Origin of the sequence: Polaromonas sp. CT11-55 (assembly GCF_047303325.1) — a bacterium.
In the GTDB taxonomy this organism is placed as follows: Bacteria; Pseudomonadota; Gammaproteobacteria; order Burkholderiales; family Burkholderiaceae_C; genus Polaromonas.
The window spans coordinates 81,282-105,076 of the sequence record NZ_JBKBEX010000005.1; the positions used below are offsets into that span (position 1 = coordinate 81,282).

At 65.3% G+C, this 23,795-nt stretch carries 19 protein-coding genes; 7 read left to right on the forward strand and 12 right to left on the reverse strand.

Annotation, left to right across the window (positions count from 1 at the left end):
- Nucleotides 1–6 precede the first annotated feature (6 nt).
- On the reverse strand, nucleotides 7–672 hold the full coding sequence (locus ACEN8I_RS07365; RefSeq protein ID WP_413327657.1) for a hypothetical protein: 666 nt from the start codon (nucleotides 670–672) through the stop codon (nucleotides 7–9).
- 29 nt (nucleotides 673–701) lie between these two features.
- On the opposite strand from ACEN8I_RS07365, the gene ACEN8I_RS07370 reads away from it, so the two are divergent.
- The 3 genes from ACEN8I_RS07370 (at nucleotide 702) to ACEN8I_RS07380 (ending at nucleotide 3,753) form a co-directional block, all read left to right on the forward strand.
- Nucleotides 702–1,055, forward strand: a complete 354-nt coding sequence (locus ACEN8I_RS07370) for a hypothetical protein (protein ID WP_413327658.1) — start codon at nucleotides 702–704, stop codon at nucleotides 1,053–1,055.
- 190 nt (nucleotides 1,056–1,245) lie between these two features.
- On the forward strand, nucleotides 1,246–2,241 hold the full coding sequence (locus ACEN8I_RS07375; RefSeq protein WP_413327659.1) for an FHA domain-containing protein: 996 nt from the start codon (nucleotides 1,246–1,248) through the stop codon (nucleotides 2,239–2,241).
- A gap of 12 nt (nucleotides 2,242–2,253) precedes the next feature.
- Entirely contained in the window at nucleotides 2,254–3,753 is a 1,500-nt protein-coding gene (locus ACEN8I_RS07380; RefSeq protein WP_413327660.1) for a protein kinase domain-containing protein, read from the forward strand.
- Between the two features lie 22 nt (nucleotides 3,754–3,775).
- On the opposite strand, the gene ACEN8I_RS07385 is transcribed toward ACEN8I_RS07380, so the two are convergent.
- The 7 genes from ACEN8I_RS07385 to ACEN8I_RS07415 form a co-directional block, all read right to left on the reverse strand.
- On the reverse strand, nucleotides 3,776–6,055 hold the full coding sequence (locus tag ACEN8I_RS07385; RefSeq protein WP_413327661.1) for a glycosyltransferase: 2,280 nt from the start codon (nucleotides 6,053–6,055) through the stop codon (nucleotides 3,776–3,778).
- Nucleotides 6,056–6,928 (reverse strand): FkbM family methyltransferase, encoded by an 873-nt coding sequence (locus ACEN8I_RS07390; protein WP_413327662.1) that lies wholly within the window; start codon nucleotides 6,926–6,928, stop codon nucleotides 6,056–6,058.
- Nucleotides 6,929–6,947: 19 nt separating this feature from the next.
- Nucleotides 6,948–8,327, reverse strand: a complete 1,380-nt coding sequence (locus ACEN8I_RS07395; protein WP_413327663.1) for a hypothetical protein — start codon at nucleotides 8,325–8,327, stop codon at nucleotides 6,948–6,950.
- Nucleotides 8,328–8,357: 30 nt separating this feature from the next.
- Nucleotides 8,358–8,975 (reverse strand): phage tail protein, encoded by a 618-nt coding sequence (locus ACEN8I_RS07400; protein WP_413327664.1) that lies wholly within the window; start codon nucleotides 8,973–8,975, stop codon nucleotides 8,358–8,360.
- Nucleotides 8,976–8,986: 11 nt separating this feature from the next.
- Nucleotides 8,987–11,986, reverse strand: a complete 3,000-nt coding sequence (locus ACEN8I_RS07405; protein ID WP_413327783.1) for a hypothetical protein — start codon at nucleotides 11,984–11,986, stop codon at nucleotides 8,987–8,989.
- Between the two features lie 87 nt (nucleotides 11,987–12,073).
- On the reverse strand, nucleotides 12,074–12,691 hold the full coding sequence (locus ACEN8I_RS07410; protein ID WP_413327665.1) for a hypothetical protein: 618 nt from the start codon (nucleotides 12,689–12,691) through the stop codon (nucleotides 12,074–12,076).
- Between the two features lie 112 nt (nucleotides 12,692–12,803).
- A complete protein-coding gene (locus tag ACEN8I_RS07415; RefSeq protein WP_413327666.1) occupies nucleotides 12,804–13,424 on the reverse strand; it encodes a hypothetical protein in 621 nt (206 codons plus the stop codon).
- Between the two features lie 294 nt (nucleotides 13,425–13,718).
- Between ACEN8I_RS07415 and selD the strand changes: the two genes are divergently transcribed.
- The 4 genes from selD to ACEN8I_RS07435 all read left to right on the forward strand — a co-directional run bounded on the left by selD (nucleotide 13,719) and on the right by ACEN8I_RS07435 (nucleotide 17,697).
- On the forward strand, nucleotides 13,719–14,792 hold the full coding sequence (selD, locus tag ACEN8I_RS07420) for a selenide, water dikinase SelD (protein WP_413327667.1): 1,074 nt from the start codon (nucleotides 13,719–13,721) through the stop codon (nucleotides 14,790–14,792).
- Between the two features lie 166 nt (nucleotides 14,793–14,958).
- Nucleotides 14,959–15,498, forward strand: a complete 540-nt coding sequence (locus ACEN8I_RS07425; RefSeq protein ID WP_413327668.1) for a TRAP transporter small permease subunit — start codon at nucleotides 14,959–14,961, stop codon at nucleotides 15,496–15,498.
- Nucleotides 15,499–15,545: 47 nt separating this feature from the next.
- Entirely contained in the window at nucleotides 15,546–17,087 is a 1,542-nt protein-coding gene (locus ACEN8I_RS07430; protein WP_413327669.1) for a TRAP transporter large permease, read from the forward strand.
- A 112-nt stretch (nucleotides 17,088–17,199) separates the two neighbouring features.
- Entirely contained in the window at nucleotides 17,200–17,697 is a 498-nt protein-coding gene (locus tag ACEN8I_RS07435; protein ID WP_413327671.1) for a hypothetical protein, read from the forward strand.
- Between the two features lie 77 nt (nucleotides 17,698–17,774).
- On the opposite strand, the gene ACEN8I_RS07440 is transcribed toward ACEN8I_RS07435, so the two are convergent.
- From ACEN8I_RS07440 to dxs, 4 genes are all read right to left on the reverse strand, one after another.
- Entirely contained in the window at nucleotides 17,775–18,854 is a 1,080-nt protein-coding gene (locus ACEN8I_RS07440) for a TRAP transporter substrate-binding protein (protein WP_413327672.1), read from the reverse strand.
- Between the two features lie 232 nt (nucleotides 18,855–19,086).
- Nucleotides 19,087–20,166 carry a TRAP transporter substrate-binding protein gene (locus ACEN8I_RS07445; protein WP_413327673.1) on the reverse strand — a complete coding sequence of 360 codons (1,080 nt, stop codon included), beginning with the start codon at nucleotides 20,164–20,166 and terminating at the stop codon, nucleotides 19,087–19,089.
- A gap of 265 nt (nucleotides 20,167–20,431) precedes the next feature.
- Nucleotides 20,432–21,511, reverse strand: a complete 1,080-nt coding sequence (locus ACEN8I_RS07450; RefSeq protein ID WP_413327675.1) for a TRAP transporter substrate-binding protein — start codon at nucleotides 21,509–21,511, stop codon at nucleotides 20,432–20,434.
- A 370-nt stretch (nucleotides 21,512–21,881) separates the two neighbouring features.
- On the reverse strand, nucleotides 21,882–23,789 hold the full coding sequence (gene dxs / locus ACEN8I_RS07455) for a 1-deoxy-D-xylulose-5-phosphate synthase (protein WP_413327676.1): 1,908 nt from the start codon (nucleotides 23,787–23,789) through the stop codon (nucleotides 21,882–21,884).
- Nucleotides 23,790–23,795: the final 6 nt, after the last annotated feature.

The following is a 23,795-nucleotide window of genomic DNA, read 5'->3' on the forward strand; positions in this document are numbered from 1 at the left end:
GCCCCCTCAGACCACGTTGTTGAGCATGTTGACCTGCGCCTGCAGCAGGCCGTCTATCCTGAGCACCGTTTCCGTCAGGCCTTCATCCCACACCGTGCCGCAGTTGTATTTCAGCGGCCGCGGCCTCGCCAGGCTGCCGCTGACCTTCTGCTGGAAAGTGGTGGTCACGCCGTCTGTGGCCTGCACGCCCAGCGCCCAGTGGTCCCAGCCGTACCAGCTGCGGGTTTTCATGATCATGGTGTAGACGGCCGAGCCATCCGCGCCCAGCACCGTGTGGCCGTTGAGCTGCGCGGTGATGGTCATCAACGCCACGCGGCACGCACCCTGCGCGTCCTCGTCGCCGTCCAGCGCGGCTTGAAGGTTGTCGGCCAACACCTGGTGATAGGGCACCGTCTGCGGAAAGATGATGTCGGTGGTGTTGAAGAAGTCGTCGTTCAGGCCGGTCGGCACGCGCTCGTTGTCGAACACAAAAGCGCCCTCGTCGGAGTTGTAGATGGTAGGCGCGGTATAGGCGTTGTCGGCACTCTCGTACTCGCCGGTCAGGGCCCAGCCCCAGCAGGCGGTATAGATGAAGGGCGCCTGGTCCGAAGTCGGCACGGTTTCACCATCGCGCGGATGGTCTTCACCGGCGGGCGCCAGCAGGTTGCGTTGGGCATTGCTGAGATAAGGCATGGGCTTCTCCGTGAATGAAATTGCCGCGAATGGCAGCCGCCACCTCGCTGGACAAATTGTCGGCACGTATCCACGCGCTGGCGATTACACGGCATTACAGGCAGCGAGCGTCGCGCAGCGCGCGCCCTAACACTTTGAGATTCAAACGGGCTCGCGCATTTTTTTCGACGCAACGTTTTGACTTAAAGGCGCATGCGCGCTGCCGTCGGCAACTGCCTGCAAGTGGCAATGCGCCAGCGTTACAGGCGCAAGTCCCGATTGAACTGCGCCGGGATTTACGTCATGCTGTGCATGGACACAAGGCGCGCATGGCACGCGCCGCCCCGCCAGGGATTGCGCATCCCGGCAAGGGCTGGTTCCCGATAAATGCGCAGGCCTTGTGAGATTTAAATCAAGGCAATTAATGCCCAAACGGCGCGCTTGTGTAAATACGCGCCGCGGCGCTTGACGACGATCGAACGTCTCGCAGATACTGCGGCCGACCGATACGGTTTTTCAACACGGGCAGGATGCACAGCGCCGCAGAGCGATGGCTCTTTCCATGAGGCTTGATGGCAAGGAGGGAGAAGACAAGTGGCTATTTTGAGAAACCGCGTCACGCAGCGCAAGATTTACTTGCGCACACACCATGTCTTTGGGCGGGGCCGTTCCGCCGACACCCTGCTGGAAAACCTGGACGCCTCGCAGTTGCACGCCTCGGTGCGCTGGACCGGCAAGGCCTGGGAACTGCGCGACCACAGCCGCAACGGCACCCTGCTCGACGGCACCCGGCTCTCCAGCACCAAGGGCCTGGAACTGCACGTGGGCGCCACCATCAGCTTCGGGCACGAAGGCGGGGCCGACTGGCTGGTGGAAGACCTGTCGCAGCCGCGCAACCTGCTGTGGCCGCTGGGCCATGACGAGCCCTACATCCCCCTGGGCCGATCCAACCTCCTGCCGCAGGGAGTGGCCGCCGAGTTGTCCATCCATCACAGCGAAAAAGGCCAGTGGGTATGCACCACTCCTGAAGGCAGCTGGGTCCTGGAAGACGGCGACGAGGTCCGCTTTGCCGGCAAGGTCTGGTGCTTTCTGCTGGCGGCCGAAGTGGTCTCCACCATGGACTGCATGGCCGCAAACAAGGCACAGATGAGGCGCTCGCAACCGGCGCTCTTCTTCAAGGTGAGCCAGGACGAGGAACATGCGTGGCTGGAGCTGCATGACGCCGGCCTTCACCTCAACCTCGGTGAACGCTCGCACCACTATGCGCTGCTGATCCTGGCGCGCCTGCGGCTGGCCGATGCGCAGCGCCAGCTCGCACCCCATGCGCAGGGCTGGGTCGAACTCGATCGCCTGGCCAAGATGCTGGGCCTGGACCCCGGCCACCTGAACATCCAGATCTTTCGCATGAGGAAGCAGCTTGCGCTCGCGCTGCCGCCCGGCGCGCATGTGCCCGAACTGATAGAGCGTCGCCGCGGCTCGCTGCGTTTCGGCAACCTGCGCTTTCGCATCACGCGCGGCGCCGCGCTGGAGGCCGACTTCGATCCGATGGCCGGCGACCAGAGCTTTCCTGAAGAGTCGCTCGTGGCCTGATTTCTCTCCGCCATGACACGGGTGCCCTCACGCGGCTTCCCCGTGGGCGTGCCGGGGTACCAGTCGCTGGGTTTGCTGGGGCAAGGCGCGTCAGGCCAGGTGTTCAAGGCCAGGCAGCGCAGCACGGGGCAGTTCGTCGCCATCAAGATTCCCCATCCGGCTTCGGCGGACAATCCAGCGACGAGGCGTCGCGTGCAGCAGCGCCTGCACCAGGAGACCCGCGTGCTGGCCATGCTGCAGCACGCCCACGTGGTGCGGCTCATCGACAAGGGCCTGGCGGAGGGCGGGCTGATCTTCGCGGTCCTTGAATTCATCCCGGGAGAGACACTGAGGGATTTTTTGCAGCGCAACGGCGGCCTGCCCCTGCCGGACACCATGGCCCTGATGGCGCAGCTGCTGGACGCCCTGACCTTTTTGCACCAGCACCAGGTGGTGCACCGCGACCTCAAGCCCGAAAACCTCATGGTCGTGTCCACCGGGACGGCCCTGCACCTCAAGCTGCTGGACTTCGGGCTGGCCAGCCATAAGGGCGAGCCGCGCTTCGTGACCGGTGCCGAGGGTACACCCGCCTACTGCGCGCCGGAGCAGCTGCGCGGAGAGCCTTGCACGCCCGCAACGGACATCTACGCGTGGGCCCTGATCTTCCTCGAGTGCCTGAGCGCCAGGCCCTGCGTGCAGGGCGCGGACGTGGGTGAGGTGCTGCAGCGCCAGCTCAGCGCGGAACCCGCCGCCCTGCCCGAGGAACTGGCCGACCACCCGGTGGCGCCGCTGCTGCGGCAGGCACTGCACAAAGACCTGCGGCAACGCGCGTCCGATGCTGCGGGCCTCTACCTTGACCTCGTGCAATGCCTGGCGCAGCTGCGCGGCGCGCGCCAGGCCTGGATGGCGCCCGGCGTCCCCGCAGACAGCGGCGCCCGGCAGCTGACGCTGGACAGCATGGACATTCCCGCGGCCGAGCCCGCCGACGCGGAGCATGCGCTGGGCATCCTCTGCGTGGGCCTGCGCCTGTACCCGGCCCGCAATTCCTCGCTGGCCCTGCCCTACCTGCAGGAGATGCGCGAGCAGCAGATGCGCTGGTGCGCCAACGCCGTGCAAGGCGGCCAGGGCCAGAGCGCAGGGGTACTGGGCGACTGCATGCTGTTCCATTTCGAACAGGGCGCGAGCAGCGCGCAGAACCTGCAGCAGGCGGCCGTCGCCGCCATAGACCTGTGCACACGCGTGCAGCGCAGAAGCCGCCTGCTGGAAGTCCAGCACGGCGTGCGCCTGGAAATATCGGGCGGCATCCACAGCGTGCGGCCGGCCTCGCGCCACGACGCCTCCAGCCGCAACCAGGGCGCCAACGTCGCGCTGCACCTGAACAGCGTGGCCGAGCCGGGCGCCATTGTGGCCAGCCAGCATGCCCGCCGCGAACTGGCGGCCAACATGCAGTTTGAGGAGTACCTGGGCACGGCGGCCGCGCGGCATGCGGGGGAAGAAAGGGTGTTCCGGCTGATGGCCGACCTCCAGGGATGAGAGCAGCCCGCCCCCCGCGGCCTCAGAGCATCAGGCGCTCGACCTGCTCCACCGGGTAGCTGCGCCAGCGCCGGTTCAGGGTCTCCTTGGGGCTGGTGTTGCGGGCGTGCACCCGGGCCACGTAGAGATGCTGGTCGGGGTTGACGGCGATGCGCTTGTGTTGAGGCGCCCAGACGAAGGCGTTGTCTTCACCCACATTGATGTCGGCAAAAGGCGCGCCGCGCCAGAATTCCCGGCGGTAGCAGAGCGTGCCGCCGCAGACCCAGGGCGAGCGCCCGTCGTACACATACTGCCAGGCGCGCCGCCCTTCGGGCGCATAGAAGAACACCTTGTCCAGGCCGCAGATGTCCGCCCCCTGCTCCAGCAAGGCCTTGACCTGGGAGCTGAGCCAGCCCGGCGCCATCCAGTCGTCGTCGTCCCAGTGCGCGATCAGCTCGCCGCGGGCCATCTCGCAGGCGACGTTGCGTTTGGCGCCCAGGCTCAGCTTGCGCTCCAGTCGCATGTAGTGGATGGCTTCATGCGAGGGGATCAGGTCGGCCACGCTGTCGCGTCCATCGTCCAGCACGATCAATTCGCGCGGGCCGTAGTCCTGCGCCAGGAAGTTGCGTATCGCCTGCGGCACGAAGTCGCGCCGGTCGGCGGTGGGCATGATGCAGGACACCAGCGGCCGCGCGGCCGCTGCGGTCGCCGGCGCGGCGGCCGGCGGAAAATAAAAATCGCGGTCGCGCTCCAGGCATGGCGGCTGCGGCACACGCGCCCAGGCGTTTTGCTGCAGGTAGTGGCCTTCCCTGAATTTCCAGGTGTTGTTGTCGTGGCGCACATAGATGTGCAGCTCGCGTCCCGGCACCCGGCACAGGCGCGCGCCGCCGGCCAGGACCTTGAGCAGGAAGTCGGCATCCTCGCGCAGCGAGGTGGCGGGATAGCGGCCGTGGGTCTCCCACAGGCTGCGCCGGAACAGCAGGGAGCCGCCGCTGACGTTTTCCACGAACATGCGGCGAAACAGCGCGCGGCTGGGCGCCCAGAACTCAGCCTGCGCCCGCGCCATGAACAGCATGTCGTTCAGCCCCGTGATGTCGGCAATGTTGTGCAGGATGGGCGCGGCCTGGCGGCTCAGGCGCTGCTCGCCGTACCAGTCGTCGTCGTCCCAGTGCGCGACCAGCTCGCCCCGCGCCAGGCGCACCGCCTCGTTGCGTTTGGCGCCTATGCTGGTCCTGGGGGCCACGCGCACGCAGCGTATGCGCGCGTCGCTGATGCCGGCGGGCAGGTCGCTGCCCTCCTCGTAAACAATGATGAGCTCCAGCGCCGGGTAATCCTGGCGCTGGAAATAGCGTATCGATTGTTCGACGAAGGCGGGCCGCCCGCGTGTGGGCATGATGCAGCTGAGCAGCGGCGCCTCGGCAACCGGTGCCGGCTCCGGCACCGGTTGCGGCGGGGCCAGGGCCGCGGACAGCGGCACGAAGATGCGCATGCGCTCGGGCACGGCGAAGTAGCGGCACTGCTCGCCGGCGCAATGCGCGTGGTAAGGCGCGGGCGGATGGGGGGCCTCGCCGCGCCAGGCGCAGAAGCGGTCCTGGTACAGACGCTTGCTGGTTTCCAGCAGGCTGTCCTCCAGCCGGGACCGCCGCGGGCAAGGCGGCGCCCTGTGCACAAAAGCGCCCTGAGCCCAGACCCCGCGAAAACCGGACCGAGCGGCGCGTATGTTGTAGTCCATCTCCCAGCACGGGCCCTGGGCATAGGCAGTGTCGGCCGCGCCTATGGCGGCCACCACCTCGTTCCTCACCACATAACAAAAGTCGGACAGGCTGTGCAGCGGCTCCAGCGTGACGCAGGCATGGCCGAACCTGGCTGCCAGCGCATCGGCCTGGTTCCACAGGGCGTCCTGCGCCTCGCCGCAGGCCGGCGCCACGGCCTGCTCGTTCCAGCAGCGGTTGGTCGAGGGGCCGGCCAGGCCGTGGCTGGGGTCGGCGTCAAGCGCGGCCAGCAGCAGTTCCAGCCATCCCGGCGTGACTCGCGCGCCGTTTTCCAGGAAGACGTAGATGTCGGCCGGCACGCCCACCAGCCGGTTAAAGCACGCGGCCGCGCCTTCATGCACTGGCCCGCGCAGTTGCTCCAGGCCCGGCAGGGCGTCAAAGTGCGCCTGCAGCGCGACGGCTTCGGCCTCGTCGGCCGGGTCCGGCAGCAGCCGCAGGCCAAAGGGCATGGGTGTGTTCTCGAACAGGCTGGCCAGCGTGGCCGCCAGCGCATCGGCATGCGCGGCCACATACACGCCGATCAGGATCTGGCGCTCTGGCGCTGCCGGCATCTACCACTCCTCGCGGCTGGCCAGCAGGCCCGCGCCCAGCAGCGCCTCGAGCGTGCGCCAGGGGCTGCCCGGCGTTTCGTCGCTCCAGTCGCTGACCGCGTCCAGCAACTGCTCCAGCGCCACCGCCTGGGCATTCACCGAGCGGTAAAAGCGCGGATAGCACAGCAGCAACTCCTCCGCGCAGGCGCGGATCAGCGCCTCGCGGCGCGCCGGTTCGGGGGCGTGAAAAGAAACATACAGCGTGGGCAGTCCCAATTGCGGCAGGCGCCGCCACAGGCCGGGGATCAGCGTGTACTCGCCGCCCTCGATGTCCATCTTGATGAAGTTGCAATCGTCTATGGCATTGAGCGCCAGGAAGCTCTCCAGGTCCAGGCCATGAACTTCGCGGCAGGGCTGGCCGACGGCACCCGGCGCGGCCAGCATGCCCGACATGCTGTCGCCGAAGCGGCTTTGCTCGCCGAAATAAAGCCCTCCCGCGTAGAGCCGCAGCGGCCCGCTTTGGGGGCTGATGCCGTAGGGGTAGAGGTTGATTTTGGGCCGCAGCGCGGGATTCGCCTCGACATTGGCCGCCAGTTCGGCAAAAGCCACAGGGTCCGGCTCCAGGGCATGCGCGCGGCGCGAAAACATGGCGCCGTACAGTACCGTGGGCCCTATCCAGGCGCCCATGTCGATGTAGGACTTGTCGGGCCGCAGGAAACGCTGGAACACCTCGAAGGTCTGCGGCTCCCACAGGCCCTCGCCCACGCGGCGCCAGAAGTCCCTGCGCGCAGGGCCGGCGCGGACCCGAAAAGCGCGGTGATGCACGAACACGCTGAGTTCCTGCGACATGTCGCCGGCAGGCGGGCCGGCCTGAAGGAGCTTGGCTTGTTGCATGGGCGGTTCCACTTGCCGCTTACCAGACCGTCCTGGGGGCCGGGCCTGAGATGGTGGCGCTGAACTCGAAGGCATTGCCTTCGAAGACAAAGCCCGGCACATTGATCTTGCACCAGACGGCGCCGGCGTAAGGGCTGCTGCCGGCCGCCAGGCGCATCTGGATGCTCACGCCCTGCTTGAGCGAATCCTGGGTTTGCAGCGACAGCGGCAGGTAGTAGTTGTTGCCGTAGAAGTTGGTCTTCTTGCTGCGCGGCTCGCAGAGCATGGTCACATAGTTGCCGTTGTCGTCATAGATCAGCAGGAAGACGAACTGGTAGTCGGCGCTGGCCTGCCAGAACAGCCGCACGGTATTGCCCGGCACGGTCTGCTGCGCCGGCACGGCGCGCACCGGATAGAAGTTCAGCACGCCGGGGCCGTGGGGATAGAGATCGCTGACGTCCACCGAGGTCCCGTTGTTCAGCGCAATCTCGGTATCGGGGACCGGCGTGCTGGACGACATCGGCACATCCGTCAGCGGCGGCACCTGCTCGGCCAGCGTGGAGTGGCGCGCGGCGCCGGAGCCATCGCAGTTGAACACATAACCGCCGAACTGCGTGACCACGCTGGGAGCCTGCACACCCATGCCGCAGGAAGGCACGAGCTGCAGCTGGATCAGGTTTTCGCCCGGCAGTTGCGGCGACTTCTGCAAGCGGCGCACGGTACCGCGATGGTCCAGGCAGACCTCCAGCCCCCAGGTGATGCCGGCCAGCGAAAACACGCCAGCGCCGTCGTAGTTGAGCACCTGCTGCTCGCGCCCCGGGCCGCCCGTGGTCGAGGGCGCCAGGTGGTCGACTTCCCCGAGCAGCAGGCTATTGGGGCCGGACGCGGTGGCAAGAAAGTCCACGCCCGACATGAGTTCTTTCATCACGACGACCGCGCCGGCGTCGCCCTGTGCCGCCGTGCCGCCCAGTTGCACCAGCGCGAAGTTGTAGACCTCCTTGTTGGCCAGCGGATCGATGTCGTAGGGCGGCGTCTTGAGCGTGGGCGAAGACACGCCCAGGATGGTGCCGAAAGCGAACATCCAGTCGGCCCAGTCCGCGAGGGCGGCGTAGCCCTGCAGCCTGGCGATGATCTGCTGCACGTCCTCCATCCGGTAGGCGCCGTTCGGGCCCCGGAAAAAGAACTCGGGTGCCATGAAGACATTGAGGGTGTCGCTGGGCACTGGCGGCGACGAGGGCGGCGACGCGGACTGCTGCAGCGCATCGTACGCGGTGTCCATGGCACGGAACATCAGCGAGCAGCGCGCCTCGAGGTCAAGCTCCGGCTTGTCCAGCCCGAGGTAGCTGTTCGAACCATCGGGATTCAAGCCGGGCGCCGTGTCGAGCACGTAGCCTATGAAGCGGACATTGTTGTAAGCCATGGTGTTTCTCCTGTTAAAAATGCTCGGGGGTCATCGAATGAGCGGCGCCAGACCGTAGGTGAATTTGATGATGTGGTTGACGTACACGTTGATCGGGCGCGTTTCGTACAGGCTCACCTGCACCGCGGCCTGGCCCGGGGTGGTCACCGGCCCGGTGGTCGGCGTGGAGGTGCTGGTGGAAGCGCCGGCTGCCGTGCCGCTGGACGAAGGCGTTGCCGGCGCGGGCGCGCTGTCGTAGTCGTGCGCATGGGTTTGCAGGGCGAAGGACTGGGTCGAGCCCACGCCGCTGCTTTGCCCCTGGCCGCCGGGCGGCACCTGGCGCGTGGCGATATCGGGATCGTTCTGGGTGCCCGTGCCGACGCCGCGCAGGAAATACCCGCGGTAGTCGGGAATCTGGAACTGGTTGCCGCTGCCGCCGTAGACATAACCCAGCACCGCGAACAACTCGGGGTAGTCATAGGTGGGCAAGGAGCGGCCGTCGCAAAACATCCAGCCCCAGGCCTCCAGCGGGTCGGTGACGTAGTCCTGCGGTGCCGCGGGACTGGCCGAACCGGCGCTGTCGGCCGCGCCCAGGGTACCGGCAAAGGCCGTGACGGAGCCGACCGGCAGCTCGCCAAAGCCCGGGCGCACGAAGAAGGGAAGGCTCATGCCAGGCGCCATCATGTTTCCGCACTCCCCGGACTCTGCGTATTCCCCAAACTCTCTATGGCCGCACCGGGCACCACGTCGGCACAAGTCTCGTCCAGCACCTGCATGGCCGTGGGCACCAGCACTTCCCAGCACGGGCCTATGGGCCGCACCGGATGGCGCGGCGGCCCGGACTGCTTGAGGTCGTTGACCAGCGGGACATCGACCGGATTGGCCGGTGCCAGCCGGTCAGCCGAGGCCCACAACATGCCGGACGAGTAGAAATACAGGAAAGCCATCACGTGCGCGGGCTGCACCGGCAGCAGCACGCGCGCCTGGTCGGCCTGCAGAAAACTCGCAAACAGCGCATCGTCGTCGGCGGCCAGGCTGCCCAGTTCCACGCCGCCACCACAGCCGCCGCCCAGGCCGGGGCTGGCGTAAAAGCTGTAGGCCATTTCATTCCACTCCAGCACTTCGTCAAAGAACTGCAGGTAGCGCGGCTCGTAGACGGCGAATTCCGAGGGCGGCGACTGCGCGAAACCCCGCTCGTTCATGCCGGTCAGCATGAGCATGCGTTCCAGCAGCAGGCGCAGGCAGGCGTTCCTGAGTTCGCGCTGCTCGATCTGCCGGTTCGCCAGAGGCGAACGTGTGGCCGCGCGGCCTTGCGGGCCGCCCTCGACGCGGACCTGGTAGGCGGCCAGCCGCTCCTGGTAGGCGCGCATGACGGCGGCGTAAATACGGATGCGCCACTCGTCCATGCAGCGCTCCGAAGGCGCGCACTGGATCTCGACGTTGACCTGCACCTGCGCGTCGCTGGGCGGGGAAATGCCGGGCGGGTAATCGAGCACCGACACCGGCACGCTGTCATCCTCGCCGGACAGCGCGGTTCCTTCCGGAGGGCCGGGCGGGGTGATGGCCTGCCGCCCCACCAGCACCACGGGCGCCGGCAGGCCGGTGGGTGCGCTGACGTAAGCGACAAAGGCCTTGGTGGCGCAGTAGCCGGCGGGAACCGCGATCTGCTTTTCCTCGCCGTCGCGCAGGGTGGCCGAGGCGAAACGCTGGGCCAGCGGCGGCGGCGCCAGGTCCAGTACGCCGTAGTAGGCGCCCAGGCCGGCGTAGTTGCCAGGCTGGATGTCCTTGAAGGTGGCGATGTGCAGCCGCAGCGGCGGCAGGGGCTTGACGAAGTCCTGCCCGGCCACGGCTTGCTCACCCGCGATGAAAGCGGCGGCGGGCTTGCACACCATGAACTCCATCATGAGGCGCTGGCCGTAGTTGACGACGCAGGCCTCGTACACCTTGTTGAGCCAGCGGTAGACACCACGCAGGCTGTGCGTGCCGGCCGTGTTGTCGACCAGGCTGACCACCGAGTCCTCGGTCTGGCTCATGGTGCTGCTGGCGCGCGTCAGGCTCACGCTGCGGCTGATGCGGTTGACGGTCTTGCTCAGGATGTCGCGCGCAAAACGTGTGGTGTCGTCCAGCCCCGGCGCGGCGCCCGGCTGCACCGTCTTGCTCCAGGAACCGTCCAGCGTGGCCTGCGTGGGCGGGCCGTAGCTGCTGGTGAAATTGTTGTACTGGTTGGTTTCCACCACCCCGGCCACGGTCTTGCGCGCCTCTTCCTGCAGGCTGCTGCGTTCGTCCGCCGCGTCGTTTTGCAGCAGCTGCTTTTCGCCGCTGCTTTGGCGCAGCTCGTCGAGCTGGCGATGCGTTCGTTTGTGGGTCACCTCGCGGCGCTCGCCGCGCATCACGTTCTCGATGCGCGCGATCTCGCCGCACTGGTAGCGCAGCAGGCGCTGGCGCACCATCTGAAGCTCGCCTATGGCATAGGGCTCTATCCAGCCCGGCAGCGCCGGTGGCGGCGAGGCCGCCTCGGCGCCCTGCGCCGCGGGCAGCGGAAACACCTGCTCGCTCAGCACCGGCGTGGCATGCAGCAGCGCATTGATCTGCGTCGTCGCCAGGAAGGGCGGCTCCGCGGCGACGGATGTCGGCGCGGGATTGCCGTCAGCCCCTGTGGCGGTCGCTGCTCCGGCGGCGGCGCCGGCCTGGGCCATGCTTTCGAAGGGCTGCAACGCCACCTCGATCAGGTGCGCCATCAACAACGCCCGGGTCAATTCATCGAGTAGCGCGGTGTCATAACCCAGGGTGATCACCAGGGCAAAGTAGCTCTGCCAGACGCCGTCCAGGGTTTTGGCATAAGCGGCGGAATCAAAATAGCTCCAGTCCAGCGCATAGCGCGACAGCAGCCGCGAGACCTGATCGCAGGCCTTGTCCAGCCAGACCGCCGGCGCGCCCTCCAGCGGTGGCAGGCGCATAAAAAGTTCGGGGAAGCGGCTGACGGGGCCTGCAAGGCTGTCCATGTTGCGGATGAAGTCGCTCGGGTAAACACTGCCGTCGATGAAGTCCACTGCAAGCTGCTGCGCGGCCTCGCGCGCGCCCTGCGGCTGGTTGCGCGCGCTGACCAGGTCGCCAAAAAAACCGCACCACGGCGGGCTGGCTTCGGCGTAGCGGATGAAGCCGTAAAGCAGGTCGTCGGCGCTCAGCTTGGGCCAGCGCCGCACATAAACATAAGGGAACAGTTCGTCGGGATGGGTGGTGACGATGGGAAGGGGCTCGACCGGGTCTATGGGGGGAGCCGGCTCAATGGGCGGGCCTGGCGGGCCCGGCGGCCAGGGCGGGCCTGGCGGCGGCAACGGCCCGCGCGTGGGGCACGCCACCATGATGCCCTCGAAATGGTGGTCGTCGTTCTGCCCCCTCATGCCGTAGTGGATGTCGGCAAAGATGGCGGTGTTGGTCACGCCATCGATGTGCACCGGCGTTCTCTGCTGCAGGTAACCCGTGACGTAGCAGCCCGAACGGAACTTGAATTCAAAAGGCCTTGCCGGCCATTGCCGTGTGATGGTGACCAGCTGGCTGTCGGCCGGGCCGGACTTGCAAGACACGTTGGCAATGGACGGGTTGCCGTCGCCCGGCTCACAGTTGATGGTGAAATCGAAAACCAGGCAGCCGTCCATGGCCGACCAGCTTCTTTTGACCATCTCGTTCACTCGAGTGCTCCTGTGGGATCGGCATGCGGCCCGCAACGCCGGCGCGCGGCCCATGGGCCTGGCGCCGGCGAGGCGGGTTTAGCACATCACGATGTTTTCGAGGTTGAAGGCGAAAGGCGTCGAATTGGCGCCTGGGCCGCCGCCGGTCATGACGATGTCGGCGCTGGCGATGCCCAGCAGGGACAGCTCGGTGTTGATGTTGGAGATGATCGCCGAGTCCATGACCTGGCCCTGCACGATTTGCGAGGCCACGCCGATCCAGATGGTGGGCTTGAACTCGAACACCGCTTTTTGCTGCGGCGCGATCGAGGTCTTGATCGCCAGCAACTTTTTGTCCTTGTAGATGCTGGCGTTGATGGCGCCCACGGGCAGGCTGTTGAGCACCTGCACTTCCTTGGAGCTGGTGCCGGCGCCGGCGGGCACCAGGCGGTCGCCCGAGGTCGTCAGCGCCATCTGGAACAGCTGGCCGTTCTGGGCGTCCAGCTGCGGCGTGTAGTTGCCGTAGCTGTCGCTGGCGCCGACCTGCATGGTCATGGGGAAGGTGAAGGGATGGTTGTCACCCTGGCCGCAGTAGCGGATGACCTGCCAGGCCACCGCGAGCTCGTCGAAGTTGGTCGCGACGTTCTTCTGGAAGATCACGATCTCCGAGTTGTTCGCGTCATTCGAGTTGTTGATGAAATTCAGCGCAATATCCATGGTTTACTCCTGTTGATTAAAAAGATGGCAGCGCACCGTGCGTTGCCCGTTTGCCATCGTTGCCCTGCTGCCCCGGCGGCGAACCCTGCGTGTCCAGTCCCGGCGGTTTCCCTCAGGCCTGGACGATGTTTTCGAGATTGAATTCGTAGGCTGTCGAACCCTCGCCCGGCCCGCCGCCGGTCATCACGATGTCGGCGCTGGCGATGCCGATCAGCGAAAGCTCGGTGTTGATGTCCGACATCACGGCGGAGCTGATCGGCTGGCCCTGCACGACCTCGGAGGTCACGCCTATCCAGAGCGCCGGCTGGTACTGGAAAACCGCCTTCTGCCCGGGAGAGACCGAGGTCTTCACGCCCATCAAGCGGCCGTCCTTGAAGATGCAGACATCGACCGCGCCCTGGCTCATGTCATTGAGCACGTCAAGCTCGGTCGATGCGCCGGCCGGTCCTGTGTACAACAGGCGCCGGCTGCCGGTGGGGGTCTGGACCAGGCTCAGCATCTGGCCGTTTTTGGCCTTCAGGCGCGGCGTGAAGTTGGCGTGCTCGTCGGTGATGGACACCTCGTAGCCGTCGGGATAAACAAAAGGGTGGGTGCAGTCGCGCCCGCAGTAGCGGATCACCTTCCAGGCCACGGACAGCGAGGCCATGTTGGTCAGCACGTTCTTCTGGTAGATCACCACCTCGGACTTGTTGCCGTCGTTGGACTTGTTGACGAATCGCAGTTTGATATCCATGGTGATTCCCTTGGTGGCTTGTCTGCTCGGGGCCCGCGGGCCTTTGCGTTTCAGTGGTGCTACTCTAGGGAAGGCTCATGGGCAAAGCGATTACAGGCAATTACAGAAGCGCACAGAAGCGCGCGTGAAAATTTCCCTTGCGCGCAGTCCTGTGATTCGCCGTGAATGAAGCGGCCGCTCCCACCACACGGCCGGCACCAGGGCTTGCCATAAACTTGATGCACTTGTGCCGTGCAAGCGCACGCGATGTGCCCGATGCGCCTTCCACGCCACCTTCGATTTGAAAGTTGCACCATGACCCAGCCAGATACGCCCAAGCCATCCGCCGCACCCCGGCTCACCAGCCTCTCGCACGGCGGCGGCTGCGGCTGCAAGATCGCGCCCGGCGTGCTCAGCGAGATCCTGAAAAATTCGGGCAACCTGCCGGGCCTGAACATTCCGCCGCAACTGCTGGTGGGCATAGAGACCGCCGACGACGCGGCCGTGTACCAACTCAACGACGAGCAGGCGCTGATCGCCACCACCGACTTCTTCATGCCCATCGTGGACGATCCCTACGACTTCGGGCGTATCGCCGCGACCAACGCGATCAGCGACGTCTACGCCATGGGCGGCACGCCCATCATGGCGCTGGGACTGGTGGGCATGCCCGTCAACGTGCTGCCGCTGGAAACCATAGGCGCCATCCTGCGCGGCGGCCAGGACGCCTGCCGTGACGCCGGCATCCCGATCGCGGGCGGCCACACCATCGACTCGGTGGAGCCCATCTACGGCCTGGTGGTGATGGGCCTGGTGCATCCTTCGCGCGTCAAGAAGAATTCCGGCGCGCGCGCCGGCGACGTGCTGGTGCTGGGCAAGCCGCTGGGCGTGGGCATACTCTCGGCGGCGCTGAAAAAGGAAAAGCTCGATGCCCAGGGCTACGCCCGCATGGTCGCGCTCACCACGCAGCTCAACAAACCCGGCATCGCCCTGGCGCGCATGGAAGGCGTGCACGCACTGACCGACATCACAGGCTTCGGCCTGGCCGGCCACGGCCTGGAACTGGCGCGCGGCGCCGGCCTGCAGCTGCGCATCGACTGGCAGCGCGTCCCCCTGATCCCCGGCGCGCGCGAACTCGCGGCGCAAGGCTGCGTGACGGGCGCCTCAGGCCGCAACTGGGCCAGCTATGGAAGCGAGGTGAGCTTGCCGGCCGGCTTCGGCGAGGTGGACAAGGCCTTGCTGAGCGACCCGCAGACTTCGGGCGGCCTGCTGGTGTCCTGCAGCGCGGACAGCGCGGACGAAGTGCTGGGGATTTTCCGGGACCAGGGGTTTGGGGATGCGGCTGTGATTGGGGAAGTCGCCACGGGCCGGGGAATGGCCGTTCGCTGAAAAAAGAGGCAGAAGGCCTGCCACAGGCGCAATACCCCTAGGGTAAACCCGGAAATTTTTTGTCAGTCTTTATTCAGTGCGGCGGCGGGCATCCGTCGTACCATTCATGCCTCGGCGTACCCGGTGGGTACTTTCTCATTCAAAAAACTGATCGGAGACATCCCCCGTGTCCGCACTTCTCAAACTCGCACTGGCCTATGACTGGCTGACCACGCGGCTGGGCAAGATCGCCGCCTGGACGGTGTTGTTTGCCGCGCTGATTTCAGCCGGCAACGCCTTTGTACGCTACGGCCTGGACATCAGCTCCAACGGCTGGCTCGAAATCCAGTGGTATCTGTTCGCCGGCACCGTCATGCTGGGCGCGCCCGTGGTGCTCAAGCTCAACGAGCACGTCCGGGTCGACATCATCTACGGCAAGCTCAAGGGCAACGGGCCGGTCTATGTGGACATTTTCGGCCTGGTCTTCTTCCTGCTGCCGGTGATGGGCCTGATGGCCTACCTGAGCTGGCCGCTGTTCATGAGCATGTACCGCTCCGGGGAAGTCTCGGGCAACGCGGGCGGCCTGATCCGCTGGCCCGCGATGCTGTTGCTGCCGCTGGGCTTCGGCATGATGTTCGTGCAGGGCCTCTCGGAAATCATCAAGCGCATCTGTTACCTCCAGGGCAAGTTCGAGATGGACACGCACTACGAGAAGCCGGTCCAGTGATCCGTTTGCACCACCCGTTCCCATAAAAATACTTTCAGGACTACCCCATGCAAATGGAAAACTTTGCCCCGATCATGTTCGCGGGCCTCGTGCTGATCATGCTGATCGGCTTCCCCGTCGCCTTCTCGCTGGCCGCCCTCGGGCTGGGTTCGGGCTTTCTGGCCATCGAGATGGGCTGGTTCCCGGCCAGCTTCATGTCCAACCTGCCGCTCAATATGTTCGGCATTTTGTCGAACGATCTGCTGCTGGCGATTCCCTTCTTCACCTTCATGGGGGCCATCCTTGAGAAATGCGGGCTGGCCGAGGACATGCTGGACTCCATGGGCCAGCTGTTCGGCCCCGCCAAGGGCGGCCTGGGCTACTCGGTCATCATCGTCGGCTTCATCCTGGGCGCCATCACCGGCACGGTGGCCGGCCAGGTGATCGCCATGGCGATGATCTCCCTGCCCGTGATGATCCGCTACGGCTACAACATGCGCTACGCCACCGGCGTGCTGGCGGCCTCGGGTACCATCACGCAACTGGTGCCGCCTTCCCTCGTGCTGATCGTCATGGCCGACCAGCTGGGCCGCTCGGTGGGCGACATGTACAAGGGCGCCTGGGGCCCTTCCATCCTGCAGGTGCTGATCTTCGCGGGCTACACCTTCGCGCTCGGGGTGTTCAAACCGGACCATGTGCCCGGCGTTCCCAAAAACGCGCGCACGCTCAACGGCTGGGCGCTGTGGGCCAAGTGCCTGCGCGGCATCATCCCCTCGGCCGTCCTGATCTTCGCGGTGCTGGGCTCCATGGGTGGCCTGCCGGGCATAGATACCGCCATTGCCACGCCGACCGAAGCCGGTGCCATGGGCGTGGTGGGCGCGCTGGTGCTGGCCGCCATGCACAAGCGCCTGACCCGCGCGCTGACCTGGGAAGCCATGATGGGCACCATGCGCCTGACGGCCATGGTGGTGTTCATCCTGATAGGCGCGCGCGTCTTCTCGATGGTGTTCCAGGGCGTGGACGGCGCCAAGTGGGTCGAGCACATGCTCACCGGCCTGCCCGGCGGCCAGACCGGCTTCCTGATCGCCGTCAATGCCTTCATCTTCTTTCTGGCTTTCTTCCTCGACTTCTTCGAGATCGCCTTCATCATCCTGCCCATGCTGGGCCCTGTCGCCGACAAGCTGGGCATAGACCTGATCTGGTTCGGCGTGCTGCTGTGCGTGAACATGCAGACCAGTTTCATGCACCCGCCCTTCGGCTTCGCGCTGTTCTATTTGCGCGGCATCGCCGACACGCTGTTCAAGGAAGGGCGCATCCCCAAACCCATCAAGTCCAACGACATCTACCTGGGCGCGATTCCCTGGGTGGCAATGCAGCTGCTCCTGGTGGCGATCGTGATCTTCGTGCCGCAGACGGTGACCGTCTTCCTCGACAAGCCCGCGGTGATAGACCTGGACAAGGTCAAGATCGAAGTGCCGGTCGACGACAGCGCCACCCCGCCCGCGGGCGCGGCCAGCGGCGCGGCAGGCAGCGATCCCCTTGCGCCGCCGGCAGAGCCGACCGCCGAAGACGAACAGAAAAAGGTCGACGAGCTGTTCAAGACCAAATAAGCCGCCCGCCTCACAGGCTGCCAGCGCCCCTTTCGCGAGGGGCGTTTTTTTTGCTACCCTGGGCTACCAGTCCGAGCCCCAGCCCTGCCCGTACATCATCACCCGCCACGCCATGGACCCCACACCCGCACCCAGCCCCTATTTCGGCCCGCCGCCCTTCAAGTTCACGCCCACGGGCGGGAGCATTTCGGGGCCGGCGTTTTCCGTGACCTTCAAGATCCTGGCCACCCTCATCGTGGCGGCACTGGCCGCGGCCTTTGCGCAGGCCTGGCTGGCCGGCAGGGCCTCGGGTGCATCGGCCGCCGGCGGCTGGTTTATCGCGGGCTTGCTGCTGGTGAGCTACACCGGCTGGCACATCCTGCGCAGCGTCACGCGCATCGATGAGCAGGGCCTACACCAGAGCTGGGTCTGGGACAAACACATGGAGCTGCGCGAGCTGGCCTACGGCAAGCTGATCCGCGTGCGCGGGCTCGAATGGCTGATCGCGCCGCGCCTCTATGTGCGCACGCTGATGGGCAAGTTTGCGGTGTTTTATGCGGCCTCGCCTGAGATGGTGGCCGAGTTTGAGCGCCTTGTCAGCGAGCTAAAGGCCTTCCGCAGTCAACGCTAAGGGCGCCCCCGCTGCCCTGAAAAAGCAGGCGAAAAAAAACCGCGACACGTCGCGGTTTTTTTATGCACGAGCAGCGCTTACAGGGTCACGCCTTGCATATAAGTGTCAAAGCGCGACTCGGCGAAACGGAACCAGAGGATCTGGTCCTTCTGGAAAGCGCGGTAGTCGCTGTAGATCTTCTTCCAGTCGGGGTTCTTCTCGGCGAGTTCGCCGTACAAGTCCATCGCGGCCTTGAACGAAGCGTCGAGCACGGGCTTGGGGAAGGGCAGGATCTTGGTCTTCGCGCCCACCAGCTGCTTGAGCGCGGTCGGGTTGCGGGCGTCGTACTTGGCCTGCATGTCGATGTGCGCGTGCGAGGCGGCGCTTTCGACAATCGCCTTGTATTCCGCGGGCAGGGCTTCGAGGGCCTTGTTGTTGATGAAGAAGTCCACTTCAGGACCACCTTCCCACCAGCCGGGGTAGTAATAAAAGGGCGCGACCTTGTTGAAGCCCAGCTTCTGGTCGTCGTAAGGGCCCACCCACTCGGCGGCATCGAGCGTGCCCTTTTCGAGCGCCTGGTAGATTTCGCCGCCGGGCAGGTTTTGCGGCACCACGCCGAGGCGCTCAACCACCTTGCCGGCAAAGCCGCCGATGCGGAACTTCAGGCCCTTCAAGTCGGCCACGGTCTTGATTTCCTTGCGGAACCAGCCGCCCATCTGGGTGCCGGTATTGCCGCCGGGGAAGCTCACGAGGTTGTACTTGGCGTAGAACTCGTTCATGAGCTTGCGGCCGTTGCCCTCGTACATCCAGGCCGACATCTGGCGCGAGTTCATGCCGAAGGGAATGGCCGCGCCGATGGCGAAGGCCTCGTTCTTGCCGAAGTAGTAGTAAGGCACGGTGTGGCACATTTCCACGGAACCCTGGCCCACGCCGTCGACCACGCCGAAGGCGGGCATCAACTCACCGGCCGCGTGCACGCTGATCTGGAACTTGCCGCTGGTCATCTCGCTGACCTTCTTGGCGAACACTTCTGCGGCGCCGTAAATCGTGTCCAGCGGCTTGGGGAAGCTGGAAGCCAGGCGCCAGCGTATGGCGGCCTGCGCGTGAACCGCGGGGGCGATGCCAGCAGCGAGAACGCCGGCAATGCCGGCGTTTTTGATAAGGGAGCGACGATCCAAAATACTATCTCCTGAAAGTTTGTCAAACGTGCGGGGCCTGAATGGCGCCCGCCGGGCCTCTCGAGCCGGTACGGCCGGTAAAGGCAGCGTCCTCAAGCGAAGGCCAGCTCCGGATTTTGTCAGCTTTTACTTCGAGATCACACCGTTTTACCCACCCTGTTTCAAGAATAAAAAAGCCGCCTCTGGGAGGCGGCTTGCAAATTCCTGACGGGGCGCGCAGGCCCCGCGGGAATCAGAGCTTCTGGGCTTGCATGAAGCGGTCGAAGGTGGCCTCGGTGAAGCGGAACCACAGGTTCTGCTCGGCGCGGAACTTGGAGTAGTCGGCGTAGATTTTTTTCCAGCTCTCGTTCTTGGCGCTGAGCTCCTCATACAGGGCCATGGCTTCCTTGAAGGCGGCATTCATCACGTCGGTGGGGAAAGGCCGCAACTTGGTGCCCGCGCCCACCAGCTGCTTGAGGGCCGCCGGGTTCTTGGCATCGTATTTGGCCTGCATCTCGCCGTGGGCCTGGGCCGCGGCGGCCTCCACGATGGCCTTGTATTCGGGCGTGAGCGCCTCGAAAGCCTTGTTGTTGATGAAGAAGTCCAGCTCGGGGCCGCCCTCCCACCAGCCGGGGTAGTAATAAAACGGCGCGACCTTGTTGAAGCCCAGCTTCTGGTCGTCATACGGGCCCACCCATTCGGCGGCATCGATGGTGCCTTTTTCCAGCGCCTGGTAGATTTCGCCGCCGGGGATGTTCTGCGGCACGCCGCCTATGCGCTCGAGCACCTTGCCGGCGAAGCCGCCTATGCGCATCTTCAGGCCCTTGATGTCTTTGACGGACTTGATTTCCTTGCGGTACCAGCCGCCCATCTGGGCGCCGGTATTGCCACCCGGGAAGTTGACGATGTTGTACTTGGCGTAGAACTCGCGCATCAGTTTCAGGCCGTTGCCTTCGTACATCCAGGCGCTCATCTGCCGGCTGTTCAGGCCGAAGGGGATCGCGCAGCCCAGCGCGAAGCATTCGTCCTTGCCGAAGAAGTAATAAGGCGCGGTATGGGCCGCCTCGATGGAGCCCTGTTGCACGCCGTCGACCACGCCGAAAGCGGGCATCAGCTCGCCGGCCGCATGGACCGAGATTTCGAACTTGCCGCCGGACATGTTCTTGACGGCTTTGGCGAACACCTCGGCCGCGCCGAAGATGGTGTCCAGCGATTTCGGGAAGCTCGATGCCAGGCGCCATCGCACGGCGGCCTGGGCATGAACCGCTGGCGCCACGCCGGCGGCCAGCACACCGGCGATACCGGCATTCTTGATTAGTGAGCGACGATCCATAAAACTCTCTCCTGAAGTTATAGAAGTTTTCCGTAGGGGGTCCGCCACACGGCCAGATACTGCAATAGTTGCAGCGTCCCGGACGTGCCGGCGGAGCATGGACACTTTGTCACTCTTTTTCGGAAAGTTACCCCGTTCTTACCCGTAGATCAGCATAGATTTCCACAAAAAAAAGCCACCCCATGGGCGGCTTTTTCCGGCACGGGCCTGCGCGGGCAGGCGTGCTCGGGGCTGGCATCCGGGCATATAGCCCGGGAAGGCCTGCTTACAGTTTCTGGCTTTGCATGAAGCGGTCGAAAGTGGCTTCAGTGAAACGGAACCACAGGTTCTGGTCGCCGCGGAATTTCGAATAATCGGCGTAGACCTTGCGCCAACTTTCGTTCCTGGCCGACAGCTCTTCGTAGAGCTTCATGGACTCCTTGAAAGCCGCGCTCATGACGTCCCCGGGGAAGGGACGCAGCTTGGCGCCGGCGCCCACCAGCTGTTTGAGGGCCGTGGGGTTCTTGGCATCGTACTTGGCCTGCATATCGACGTGGGCCGCCGCGCTGGCGACTTCGACGATGGCCTTGTACTCGGGCGTGAGCGCATCGTAGGCCTTCTGGTTGATGTAGAGGTCCAGTTGCAGGCCGCCTTCCCACCAGCCGGGGTAATAGTAATTGGGCGCCACTTTGTTGAAGCCCAGCTTCTGGTCGTCGTAGGGGCCTATCCATTCGGCCGCGTCTATGGTGCCTTTTTCCAGGGCCTGGTAAATCTCGCCGCCGGGAATGTTTTGCGGCACGCCGCCCAGGCGCTCAATGACCTTGCCGGCAAACCCGCCGACACGGAATTTGAGGCCCTTCATGTCGGCCAGCGACTTGATTTCCTTGCGGAACCAGCCGCCCATCTGCGCGCCGGTGTTGCCGCAGGGGAAGCTGATGATGTTGTATTTGGCGTAGAACTCGCGCATCAGCTTCAGGCCGTTGCCCTCGAAGGTCCAGGCGCTCATCTGGCGGCTGTTCAGGCCGAAGGGAATCGCGCCGCCTATGGCAAAGGTCTCATCCTTGCCGAAGAAGTAGTAGGGAGCAGTGTGGGCCGCTTCGATGGAGCCCTGCTGCACGCCGTCGACCACACCGAAGGCGGGCATCAGCTCGCCGGCCGCATGGACCGAGATTTCGAACTTGCCGCCCGAGATCGCCTTGACGTGTTTGGCGAAGGTCTCCGCGCCGCCGTAAATCGTGTCCAGCGACTTGGGGAAGCTGGAGGCCAGGCGCCATCGGACGGCGGCCTGCGCATGAACGGCGGGCGCGACGCCCGCGGCCAGCACGCCGGCAACGCCCGCGTGCTTGATGAGTGAACGACGATCCATCAACTTGACTCCGAAGTGTGAAAAATAGAATTCCTTGGGGCCCGCGCACGCGCCAGCCAAACTGCCTGCCTGCGCAGGTCCTGGGGAATTCTAAAAATCAGGGGGGTGTCACCCGGGCGGGTTTACCCTTGAAGAGCTGACAGCAAGCTGAAGGTGTGCCCCCACGCTCCCCCACTTCGTGTGGGTCGTGAGGCCTTGCAGGCCGCGGCTCGCGAGACGCTTCGCCTCTGTCGCCCGTCCAAGCCTGCGCAGGCAGGCTTGGAGCCGCGGGCTCCAGCCCCTCCGGGGCCGCCCGCCTGTGGCCCGGCAAAGCCGGTTCCACGGCTCATGCTGGGTTGAACAGCCTTCAGGCCGTGGCGAACTCAGTCGCTCAAGCGACGGACTTGAGCGCCGGCTTGGCGGGCTTGTTGGTCAGCAACGTGCTGAAACGTGCGGTGACGGACGCTTCAATGCCTGCGGCATCGAGGCCCTGCATGGCCAGCAGTTTGGCGTGGTCGCCGTGTTCGATGAATTCGTCCTTGAGACCCAGGTGCAGCACGGGCTTGTTGATGCCGGCAGCCTGCAGGGCTTCGCTGACGGCGCTGCCGGCGCCGCCCATGATGGCGCCCTCTTCCACCGTGACGAGGGCTTCATGGCCGGCCGCGACCTTGAGCAGCAGTTCGGTGTCCAGCGGTTTGGCCCAGCGCATGTTGACGACGGTGGCGCCCAGCTTTTCGGCGGCCTGCAGGGCCGGGTAGAGCAAGGTGCCGAAAGCCAGGATGGCGACGCCGCTTCCTTCGCGGCGGATTTCACCTTTGCCGAAGGGCAAGGGTTCCAGGCCGGCTTCGGGCTCGACACCGGCGCCGGCGCCGCGCGGATAGCGCACGGCCACCGGGTGATTTTGCTCGAAGGCGGAAGACAGGAGCTTGCGGCATTCGCGTTCATCGGCGGGGCAGGCCACGCTCATGTTGGGAATGCAGCGCAGGTAGGGAATATCGTAGGCGCCCGCATGCGTGGCGCCGTCGGCGCCGACCAGGCCGGCGCGGTCCAGCGCGAACACCACGGGCAGGTTCTGCAGGGCCACATCGTGGATCAGCTGGTCGTAACCGCGCTGCAAAAAGGTCGAGTAGATCGCGACCACGGGCTTGAGCCCTTCGCAGGCCATGCCGGCGGCAAAGGTCACCGCATGCTGCTCGGCGATGCCGACGTCGTGGTAGCGCCCCGGAAAGCGCTTGTGGAACTCGACCATGCCCGAGCCTTCGCGCATGGCCGGCGTGATGCCGACCAGGCGGGTGTCGTGCTCGGCCATGTCGCACAGCCACTGGCCGAAGACCTGGGTGAAGGTCTGCTTGGCAGGCGCGCTGGATTTTTGCAGGCCCATGGCCGGGTCGAACTTGCCGGGGCCGTGGTAGGCAATGGGGTCGGCTTCGGCCAGCTTGTAGCCCTGGCCTTTTTTGGTGACCACGTGCAGGAACTGCGGGCCGCCGTTGTTGTCCATCAAATGCTTGATGTTTTCCAGCGTGGGCACCAGCGACTCGAGGTCGTGGCCGTCTATGGGGCCTATGTAGTTGAAACCGAAGTTTTCAAACAGCGTGGCCGGCACGACCATACCCTTGGCATGCGATTCCAGGCGCTTGGCCAGCTCGAGCAGCGGCGGCGCCACGCGCAGCACCTGCTTGCCCACATGCTTGGCCGACGCGTAAAAGCGCCCGCTCATGAGCTGGGCCAGATAGCGGTTAAGCGCGCCCACGGGCGGGCTGATACTCATGTCGTTGTCGTTGAGCACCACCAGCAGCTTGCAGTGGTCGTGCACGCCCGCGTTGTTCAGGGCCTCGAAAGCCATGCCGGCACTCATGGCGCCATCGCCGATGATGGCCACCGCATGGCGGTCTTCGCCCTTTTGCTGGGCGGCCAGCGCCATGCCCAGCGCGGCGGAGATCGAAGTCGACGAATGCGCGGTGCCGAAGGTGTCGTACTCGCTCTCGTCGCGGCGCGGAAAGCCCGACAGCCCGCCGAACTGGCGCAGGCTACCCATGCGCTCGCGCCGGCCCGTGAGGATTTTGTGCGGATAGGTCTGGTGCCCCACGTCCCAGACCAGGCGGTCCTCGGGTGTGTTAAACACGTAGTGCAAGGCCACCGTGAGTTCCACGGTACCGAGGTTGGAACTCAGGTGTCCGCCGGTCTGGGAGACGCTGTCGAGCACGAAGGCGCGCAGCTCATCGGCCAGGGGCTTCAGGCCGATGCGCGGCAGTTTGCGCAGGTCGGCGGGGCTTTGGATGGTTTCGAGCAATGGGTACATCGTGGT